The organism is Sphingomonas sp. (assembly GCF_019242355.1).
In the GTDB taxonomy this organism is placed as follows: Bacteria; Pseudomonadota; Alphaproteobacteria; order Sphingomonadales; family Sphingomonadaceae; genus Sphingomicrobium.
The window spans coordinates 1-8,330 of record NZ_JAFAVR010000100.1; the positions used below are offsets into that span (position 1 = coordinate 1).

At 67.6% G+C, this 8,330-nt stretch carries 10 protein-coding genes, 1 tRNA gene and 2 pseudogenes; 6 read left to right on the top strand and 7 right to left on the bottom strand.

The features are described from left to right. Positions 1 to 305, top strand: a pseudogene (locus JOZ79_RS04665) (porphobilinogen synthase); the annotation flags it as partial. After that, positions 298 to 873, top strand: a complete 576-nt coding sequence (locus tag JOZ79_RS04670; RefSeq protein ID WP_294071289.1) for a GNAT family N-acetyltransferase — start codon at positions 298 to 300, stop codon at positions 871 to 873. The pseudogene JOZ79_RS04665 and the gene JOZ79_RS04670, both read left to right, overlap by 8 nt. Here the strand turns inward: JOZ79_RS04670 and JOZ79_RS04675 are convergent. Next, positions 870 to 1,376: a hypothetical protein gene (locus tag JOZ79_RS04675; protein ID WP_294071292.1), complete on the bottom strand. Its 507-nt coding sequence runs from the start codon at positions 1,374 to 1,376 to the stop codon at positions 870 to 872. The two genes, JOZ79_RS04670 and JOZ79_RS04675, sit on opposite strands and share 4 nt — an antisense overlap. Before the next feature lie 100 nt (positions 1,377 to 1,476). Between JOZ79_RS04675 and JOZ79_RS04680 the strand changes: the two genes are divergently transcribed. From JOZ79_RS04680 to JOZ79_RS04690, 3 genes are all read left to right on the top strand, one after another. Beyond that, positions 1,477 to 1,553: transfer RNA gene (locus tag JOZ79_RS04680), tRNA-Arg, on the top strand. Between the two features lie 62 nt (positions 1,554 to 1,615). After that, positions 1,616 to 2,086 carry a DUF2231 domain-containing protein gene (locus tag JOZ79_RS04685; RefSeq protein ID WP_294071295.1) on the top strand — a complete coding sequence of 157 codons (471 nt, stop codon included), beginning with the start codon at positions 1,616 to 1,618 and terminating at the stop codon, positions 2,084 to 2,086. Then, a complete protein-coding gene (locus tag JOZ79_RS04690; protein ID WP_294071298.1) occupies positions 2,083 to 3,459 on the top strand; it encodes a sorbosone dehydrogenase family protein in 1,377 nt (458 codons plus the stop codon). The genes JOZ79_RS04685 and JOZ79_RS04690 overlap by 4 nt, the downstream gene beginning before the upstream one ends. A 56-nt stretch (positions 3,460 to 3,515) precedes the next feature. On the opposite strand, the gene JOZ79_RS04695 is transcribed toward JOZ79_RS04690, so the two are convergent. Beyond that, positions 3,516 to 3,671 carry a hypothetical protein gene (locus JOZ79_RS04695; RefSeq protein ID WP_294071301.1) on the bottom strand — a complete coding sequence of 52 codons (156 nt, stop codon included), beginning with the start codon at positions 3,669 to 3,671 and terminating at the stop codon, positions 3,516 to 3,518. A gap of 213 nt (positions 3,672 to 3,884) precedes the next feature. Here JOZ79_RS04695 and JOZ79_RS04700 point away from each other — a divergent pair, with 213 nt between their 5' ends. Then, positions 3,885 to 4,139: a hypothetical protein gene (locus JOZ79_RS04700; RefSeq protein ID WP_294071304.1), complete on the top strand. Its 255-nt coding sequence runs from the start codon at positions 3,885 to 3,887 to the stop codon at positions 4,137 to 4,139. 90 nt (positions 4,140 to 4,229) lie between these two features. Here the strand turns inward: JOZ79_RS04700 and JOZ79_RS14115 are convergent, their stop codons facing one another. The 5 genes and pseudogenes from JOZ79_RS14115 to JOZ79_RS04725 form a co-directional block, all read right to left on the bottom strand. Then, positions 4,230 to 4,538, bottom strand: a complete 309-nt coding sequence (locus tag JOZ79_RS14115; RefSeq protein ID WP_366514794.1) for a hypothetical protein — start codon at positions 4,536 to 4,538, stop codon at positions 4,230 to 4,232. Positions 4,539 to 4,648: 110 nt separating this feature from the next. After that, positions 4,649 to 5,902, bottom strand: coding sequence for an N-succinylarginine dihydrolase (locus tag JOZ79_RS04710; protein ID WP_294071312.1), 1,254 nt, complete (start codon positions 5,900 to 5,902; stop codon positions 4,649 to 4,651). Between the two features lie 2 nt (positions 5,903 to 5,904). Then, positions 5,905 to 6,921, bottom strand: a complete 1,017-nt coding sequence (locus tag JOZ79_RS04715) for an arginine N-succinyltransferase (protein ID WP_294071306.1) — start codon at positions 6,919 to 6,921, stop codon at positions 5,905 to 5,907. After that, the gene (locus tag JOZ79_RS04720) at positions 6,918 to 8,126 is read right to left on the bottom strand and encodes a hydrolase (RefSeq protein WP_294071309.1); all 1,209 of its coding nucleotides are present in this window, start codon (positions 8,124 to 8,126) and stop codon (positions 6,918 to 6,920) included. Before JOZ79_RS04720 ends, JOZ79_RS04715 begins: the two co-directional genes overlap by 4 nt. A gap of 40 nt (positions 8,127 to 8,166) precedes the next feature. Next, positions 8,167 to 8,330: pseudogene (locus JOZ79_RS04725) on the bottom strand (RNA pyrophosphohydrolase); the annotation flags it as partial.

The window sequence follows — 8,330 nt, forward strand, 5'->3', positions numbered from 1 at the left end:
CCGCCAATATCGACGAGGCGCTGCGCGAGGTGGAGCTCGATCTTGCTGAGGGCGCCGACTTCGTCATGGTGAAGCCTGGGCTGCCCTATCTCGATGTCGTCGCCAGGGTCCGCGACGCGTTCGGCGTGCCGACCTTCGTTTACCAGGTGAGCGGCGAGTATGCGATGATCGAGCATGCCGCCGCGGCCGGGGCTGGCGACCGCGACGCCTTGATCCTCGAGACCCTGCTTGCGTTCAAGCGCGCCGGAGCCGCCGGCATCCTCACCTACCACGCCGTCGACGCCGCCCGTCTCATCAATGGCTGAGACGGTCGCCGAAACGGCTCGGCTGCGCCTGCGCGCCTGGGATGGCGAGGATGAGGCGCGCTTCTACGCGGTCATGAACCGGCCGCAGGTGATGACACATCTCGGAGGCGTCCAGTCACCCGAGGAATGGAGCGCCGCTTTCAATCGCCTCCGGGGTTTCCAGCGCGATTTCGGCCATACGTTCTGGATCGTCGAGGATCGCAAAAATGGCGAGATCCTCGGCTTCTGCGGCCTGAAGCGGGTCAACGCGCCCGGCGCAGGCGGGCTGACCGGCGCCCATGAGATCGGTTGGCGCCTGCGTCCCGAGGCCTGGGGGAAGGGCATCGCCAAGGAAGCGGCAATCACTAGCCTCGACCTTGCCTTCAGCCGCTTCGCCGCGCCGTTCGTCATCGCGCTGACGGTCGAAGGCAATGGCCCGAGCTGGGGACTGATGACGCGCCTCGGCATGACCCGGCGATCGGACCTCGACTTCATCGACGAGCGCTTCGGGCCGGAGCTCAACCCCTGCATCGTCTATCGGCTGGACGCCGGCGACTGGCCGGCTGCTCGAGCGGCAACGATCGCCTAGGGGCCGAGCCGCTTGCGGACCGCGTCGACCCGATCCTGCTGGCGCTGGTCGATCGCGCCGACCTCCGATTGGGCGGCCTGGATCGCGGCGAGGTCGGCCGGCGTCATCCCGCCCTGAGCCTGCAGCCGCTCACCGCCAAGCCCGTCGATGTCGGCGAGCGCGGTCGCGGTCATCCGGCGGGCCGCGATGGCCGCGGTCAGCGCTTCCTGCGCCGCGATCCACCCTTCGCCGTGCGGAGCGCCGGCATTGCCCGCGAGCTGCTCGGCCGACGCCATCAAGGGCGCGAAGGCCGACTCCCCGGCGTGCGCCCGGGCGACTGTGTCGTTCAGTGCCGCCGCGAGCGCCGAGCTCACCGGCCGGTCGTTCATCGGCCGGTCGACCGGCAGGCGCGGATCGACCGTCTCGGCAGCCCTCGGCTGCAGGGAAGGGAACGGTCCTCCCGGCGCCGAGCAAGCTGCGAGAAATGAGGCCAGCAGGAGCACGGCAGGAGTCAGGCGGGTCATCGCCGCCAAGCTCTAGGCACCCCGTCCGAAACTCGCAATTGCGACGGGTTGCGCGTTTCGGCCGCCGCCCCTATGTCGCCGCCTGCCTGCACGGCAGCGCGCGCCCGTAGCTCAGCTGGATAGAGCACCAGACTACGAATCTGGGGGTCAGAGGTTCGAATCCTTTCGGGCGCGCCATTTAACATTCGGAACTCGGCATCGACCTGCTCGTAATCGTCGTCGACGCGACGGAGAGAGCAATGGCGGATGATATCGACGACGACCGGCCAATTCACCGGTCGGCCATTCCGGCAACCGGCGCGCTGCACACGATACATGCCGCAATCGGCACGTTCCCGCTGGCCTACTTCCTGGTCGCGCTGATCACCGATTATGCTTACTCCCAGAGCGGCAACATCTTCTGGTCGGGCTTTGCGTCCTGGATGATCTTCGGCGGCCTCGTCGCCGCCGGCCTGTCGATCGTCATCGGCCTCATCGAGTGGCTCGCCTTTCGTCATCATCCCGGGGTCCACCGCACCGAGTGGCACGCGCTGATCACCCTGGTCGCGTTTGCGGTCGGCATCGTCGATGCGATGGTTCATGCGCGGGACGGTTGGGTGGCTGTCGTTCCCACCGGAATCACGCTTACCGCGATCACGTTCATACTGCTTCTCATCGGAAGCGTTCTCGCGGCCTTCGAGACGGTCCGCACTCGGGAGGTGCGCGCATGACCCGCTTTCTCTGCACTGCCGCGCTGCTGCTGGGTCTGGTTGGCTGCAGCGATCCGAAGTTCGACGATTCCACGCAGGTCGGGCCTGATCCCGTGCTCCCGGCTCCCAAGAACTATTTGTTCCCACCAATGCACATCGCGCCGGGAGAGGGGTGGGGGAAGGGCGAAACGCCCAGGGTTCCGGCCGGCCTGGAAATTCACGCGCTCGCGACCGGACTTGCCCATCCGCGCTTCGCCTATGTTCTTCCCAATGGCGACATTCTCGCCGTTCAGGGCGATTCTCCCGGCACGGAGCCCTTCGTCCGGTTCAAGCAACTGGTGTTCAAGTGGGTACGCGGCGGCGCCGACAACGCGCCTGGCGGACCAAAGGCGGCAAGCCGGATCACCCTGATCCGAGACGCGAACGGCGATGGCAAGCCGGAGCTGGTGACGACCCTGCTCGACCATTTGAACTCCCCGTTCGGGGTGACCTGGGTCGACGGCAATCTTTACGTCGCCAACACGGACGCCGTCGTGGCCTATCCGTTCACTCCGGGCCAGACGCAAATCACCGCTCCGGGCCGAACCCTGACCGATCTTCCCGGACCGCCGATCGACCACCATTGGACCAAGAGCCTGGTCGCGTCGCCCGATGGCACCAAGCTGTACGCGACGGTCGGTTCCAATTCGAACATCGTCGAGAACGGCATGGAGGCGGAGAAGAACCGGGCGAGCGTCTGGGAGATCGACCGTCTGACCGGCGCGCATCGGCTGTTCGCGACCGGACTGCGCAATCCCAACAGTCCGTCCTTCTATCCCGGCACCAACAATCTCTTCGTCGTCGTCAACGAGCGCGACGAGCTCGGGTCCCATCTGGTCCCGGACTATCTGACATCGGTCCGCGACGGCGCCTTCTATGGCTGGCCGTTCTCTTACTACGGCCGCCACGTGGACGTTCGCGTACCGCCGATGGACCGCAGGCCCGACCTCGTCGCCAAGGCCGTTGTGCCCGACTACGCGCTCGGCTCGCACGTCGCGGCGCTCGGCCTGACCTTTTACTCCGGCAGCCTCCTTCCGGCTCAGTATCGCGGCGGCGCCTTCATCGGCGAGCATGGGAGCTGGGACCGGCACTCGCCGTCGGGCTACAAGGTGGTCTTCGTTCCCTTCGCCAACGGCCGCCCGTCGGGCAAGGCGCAGGATGTCGTCACCGGCTTTCTCGATACGGCGCGGGACCGCACGCACGGCCGCCCGGTCGGCGTTGCTGTCGACCGGTACGGAGCGCTTCTGATCGCGGACGATGTCGGCAATACGCTGTGGCGGGTGACTCCCGCCGGCTGGCGCCCATCAGGTCCAGCCCCGGCCGCTCCGGCTGCGGCGCCGGCTCAGCATCCCTGATCGCTGCTGCCGGCGGCGATTAGTCTATCGAATGTGACTGACTGCTTGTGGCTCGATCAGGCGGACAGTTGCGCCGGTGTCCCGTTCGCGCGCTGCAGGTAATCGGCGGCAAGCTTTGCATGCCAGGCGCGGGCCGTCTCCGTCACTGCGCGCTGCGCGGCCATCCGTTCCTCGACCGCCCTGCGGCGATAGTAACGCTCGTCAGATTCCATGTCCCCCGGCCCCCGTCCACAAGGCTGTTCCGACTCGACCTTGGGCGTCATTGGCTAAGGAAGGGTTACTATCCACAGGCTGGCCTTCCTGTCCCGGCGCGACACACGGCTGTGGCAAGAGGGTGACAGGAGCGTCCCGGAAACGAACTATCGCGGAAACCTAACGACTCCACGCTCGTTGGAAGTTCTGAAGATGTTCGAAGGACAAGCAAGATGCTGAGTTCGAGTAACGCGCGAGTTCCGTTCAACCCGCAGGCCCGTGGCTACCACGCGGTCTATCATGAGGGTGAGGTCAATCACTGCCCCGGCTGCGGGCGTACCCATTGGCTGATCGGCCGCCTCTCGGCCGAGTGCGCCTTCTGCTCGACGGCACTCCCGCTTCGGGAAGCCTATAATCGCGGCCCGTCGGCAACGCCCGTGTTCTGGAGCGGCAATCGCCCGAGCTATGCGGAGCTCAACGCGGCCTGATCTCTCCCTTCCCGTTTGCGTAGAGATTGCGCGGGGTTCACGCCCCGCGCTTTTTCTTTGTGGCCATCGCCGGCGGCTAATGCGTTCGGGCTAGTCCCGGCGGCGCGTCAATGAGCGCCGCGCGGCGCGATCGAGCGGCAGGTGCCGCGGACGGCTGCGTCCCGCCGGCTGCCGCCGCCGCGATGGCGCCGCGAAGGGCCCGGCGATCACGGCCGGTGCCGGCGCCCGAACTGAATCCAGAAGCCGCGCTCCAGCCAGGAACACGACCCCGGTGCAGGCGATCGCCAGCATCCAGCCGCTCCAGCCGGGATAGACATCCATGTAGTGCCGGCCCCGCTCGACGGCGCCACAGGCGATTGCATAGATAACCAGCCACGCTTCGGTGCGGGTCTTGATCACGAATAGGCGTCCAAGGCGCTTCAGCATCGTCATAGATTAAGCACGGAACGTGCCAGCGGCGGTTTTGCGCCATTCCCGAGTCAATAATTCTGGTAAACTGTCGGTTAACCTTACAACAATTGCCCGAGGTTAACGCAGTCGAGCAAGGCGGTCCGAGCTGCCTCGACATCCCGAACCATCGCGGGGGCCTGGAGCGCGTCGCTGTGGATCTCCTCCGGCCAGTGCGCGCGAACGACTTCGCCGATATGGTCCAGGCGCGCTTCATCGACCAGGAAGCGCGGATCGACGGAGGCGGGATCGGCGACCACGCGCAGGCGCAGGCAGGCCGGTCCGCCGCCGTTCGCCATCGATTCCCGAACGTTGACGACCTCGACCCTTCGGATCGGACCGTTTCCCGCCAGGTGCCCCTCGATCCAGGCCCACACCGCCGGCGTATCGCGCGCCTCGGACGGGACGATCAGCGTCGTCTGCCCGTCCGGCGGAGTCACCAGCTGAGCGTTGAACAGATAGGACCGGATGGCGTCGGCCAGCGGCACGTCGGCGTCGGCGACCTCGACATATTCGAAACCGGGCACCAATTCGCCGCAGCGCGAGAGGAGGGGCTCGCGATCCGCGAACGCTTTCTCATGCGCGAACAGCACCCGCTCGTTGGCGACCGCGACCACGTCATTGTGGAATGCCCCGGCAGCGATCGCCTCGGGCGACTGCTCGACGAAGATCGTCCGCTCCGGGTCCAGCAGGTGCCGCCGCGCAATCGCTCGCGACGCCTCGAGATGCTGCCGCGCCGGGAACGCGCCGCCGCTGACGCCATAGACGAACAGTTCGACGCCGGCCTCGCCATGCGCGGAAGCAAGCCGCATGTGGTTCGCGGCGCCCTCGTCACCAAAGGCCGGCGGCACCGGGCCGTGGACCGCAAATGCACCCGCGTCGCCGAACGCCACTTCCAGCTGCGCCAGCGTTCCCGGCCACTCATGGCTGCGATGCGGCATGGTCCTCAAGTTCGCGACGGTGAGGTGGCAGCGCCCGTCGGCGGCGTCCGGCGCGGGTGAAACCGTCGCCGCATTGGCCGCCCACATCGCCGAGGCCGACATCGCGTTGGCGGCAAGCGCAGGGTCCGCCCGCTCGATCGTCGTCGCGAGGTCGCCGAGCCAGCCACGGTTCGGCCGCCGGTGCGGCAGGAAAATCCCCTGGGTGAGGCCCAGCGCCAGGTTCGCGCGCATCTTGTCGAGGCCCTGCAGCGCCGCCGCCCGCGGCCGCGACACGTGCCCGGCGTTGCGCGTCGAGGCGAGGTTGCCGACGCTCAGCCCCGCGTAATTGTGGCTTGGGCCGACGATCCCGTCGAAATTGATTTCCTTGAGCGCCACCGTCAGCGGCCTGCCAGCCACAACGTCGCGCCCGGTTCGGCGCCCAGCATCGCCCGCGCATCCGCGTCGATCGCCACCGTCCCGTCGCCCTTGTCCTCGACCCTGCCGTAACAGGCGAGGAAGTCGGCCAGCCGGCCGCTGGCGATGAGGCTCGTGCTGCCCCCTTCCGCAACCGCATCGCTCAGCACCGCCTCGCGGCAGTCGCGCACCGTCCGGATATCGTCCGTCCGCGCCGTCACCGTCGGACCGCCGTCGAACACGTCGACGTAGCTGTCCCAGACGAACCCCTCGGTCTCCAGCATCTTGAGCGCTGCCCGCCCGGTCGGGTGCGGCTGTCCGATCACCGCTCGCGCCGCCTCGGGCAGCATCGACACATAGATCGGGCTCTTCGGGAACAGGTCGGCGATGAACTGGGTGCCATGCACCGCATTGAACTCGTCCGCCTCGGGAAAGCTCATGCCGAAGAAGCGGCCGCCGAGCGCGTCCCAGAAGGGCGCGTTGCCGGCCTCGTCCATGACTCCACGCAGCTCGGCCAGGGTGACGTCCCCGAACCGCTGCCGGTGCGCCCTGATGAACAGGTATCGCGAGCGCGCCAGCAGCATGCCGAGCCAGCCGGCGCGCTCCTGCGGGTGAAGGAACAGGCCGCCGACCTCGCTCGCCCCTTCGAGGTCCGTGGTCAGCGTCAGCGTCTGGTTGCGGAACGTGCGTCCGAGCTCGGCGCTCTTCTGAGTCAACGTCGAGATCAGGTAGCTGTAAAACGGATATTCGCTGCCGACCGCGCCGAACACCTGGCAAGTGCCGACGATCTTCTTCGCCGTGACATTCTCCAGCACGAAAACGTATAGGTCGTCGCCGGGCGTATCTCCCTCGCGCGCGAAGCCCGCCGCGCCGCGCTCGAGCTTCGCCTCCAGTGTGGCTTTCTCGGCGGGCAGGTTCGTGAAGCCGCCGCCGGTCAGCTTGGCGAGGTTATAGAAGGCGCGAAGATCGCCCTTGCGAGCGGCGCGGATTCGGCAGCTCACGACCGTCCCTCCGCGAGCCGGAGGATCGTCACTGCGGACAGCGCCGCCCGTTCGCCCAGGCTGTCCGCGATCAGATATTCCTCCATGCTGTGGATCTTGCCCCCGCGCACGCCCATCGTGTCGACCACGGGCACTCCGCAGGCAGCGATATTGTTGCCGTCGCAAACCCCGCCCGACGGCTGCCACGCGATCGTCTGGCCAAGGTCGGCGCCGGCGTCGCGGACCAGGGCGAACAGTGCCTCGGCTTCGGGCGTCAGCGGCTTGGGCGGCCGCCCGAAGCCGCCGCTGACTTCGATTGCGACGTCGTGCTCGGCGCCGACCATGGCTACCGACGCCTCGATGATGGAGCGAGCGCGCGCCTCGTCCTCGGGTGTCGCGGGACGCATGTTGACCCTCAGCACGGCAAGGTCGGGTACGACATTGGTCGGACTGCCGCCTTCGATGCGGGATGGGTTGACGCTGAGGCGCGGGCCCTTCGCCTTGGCGAGCCGAAGCGCCAGGTCCGCCGCGGCCAGCAAGGCGTTGCGCCCGTCCTCCGGGTTGCGGCCAGCATGCGCGCTCCGCCCCCGAACCACGATCGCGAAATTGCCGCTGCCCGGCCGCGCTCCGGCCAGCGTCCCGTCCGGAAGCGCCGCCGGCTCGTAGGTCAGCGCCGCGCGCTTGCCCTGTGCCACGCGCGCCAGCAGGTCCGCCGACGACAGGGAACCGACCTCCTCGTCGCTGTTGATGACGATATCGTAACCGACCTGTTCCGAAAGCCGGCTCGCCTCGACCGCTTTCAGCGCGGCAAGCATCACCGCCAGGCCGCCTTTCATGTCGGCAACGCCAGGCCCGTTGAGGACTCCCGGCTCGAGCCATCGCGTCGCCTGGAACGCGTGCGTCTCCCCGAACACCGTGTCCATGTGGCCGGTGAAGAGCAGCTGCACGGGCGCATCCGGCCTTACGGTCAAATGCAGGTGCCGCCCGTGCTCGATCGCGAATGTCCGCCCCGTTTCGTTAACGCTCTCGACGGCGCCCGGCGCTTCGAACCGAAGCTCGCCGGCAAGCGTCGCGAAGGCGTCTCCCAGAAGCCCGGCCATCCGTTCCAGGCCGGCGAGGTTGCGCGACCCGCTGTTGACCGCGCTCCAGCCCAGCACCTGGTCGAGCATTGCTGCGGCGTCGATGCTCTCGACGGCGTCACGTTCGCTTGACGACAATTCCCCCATGCGCCGGCTCTAGCCGTCCGCTTGCTCGAACGCCACACCGCTAGAGGTGGGTCGCGAACGCCTTCAGGACGGCCTCGTATAGCGCCCGTTTGAACGGCACGATCAGGTCGGGCAGCCGCTCGGCCTCGACCCATCGCCACTCGCGGAACTCGGGATGCGGCGTCGCGATGTCGACATCGCTATCGCGTCCGAGGAAGCGGCACA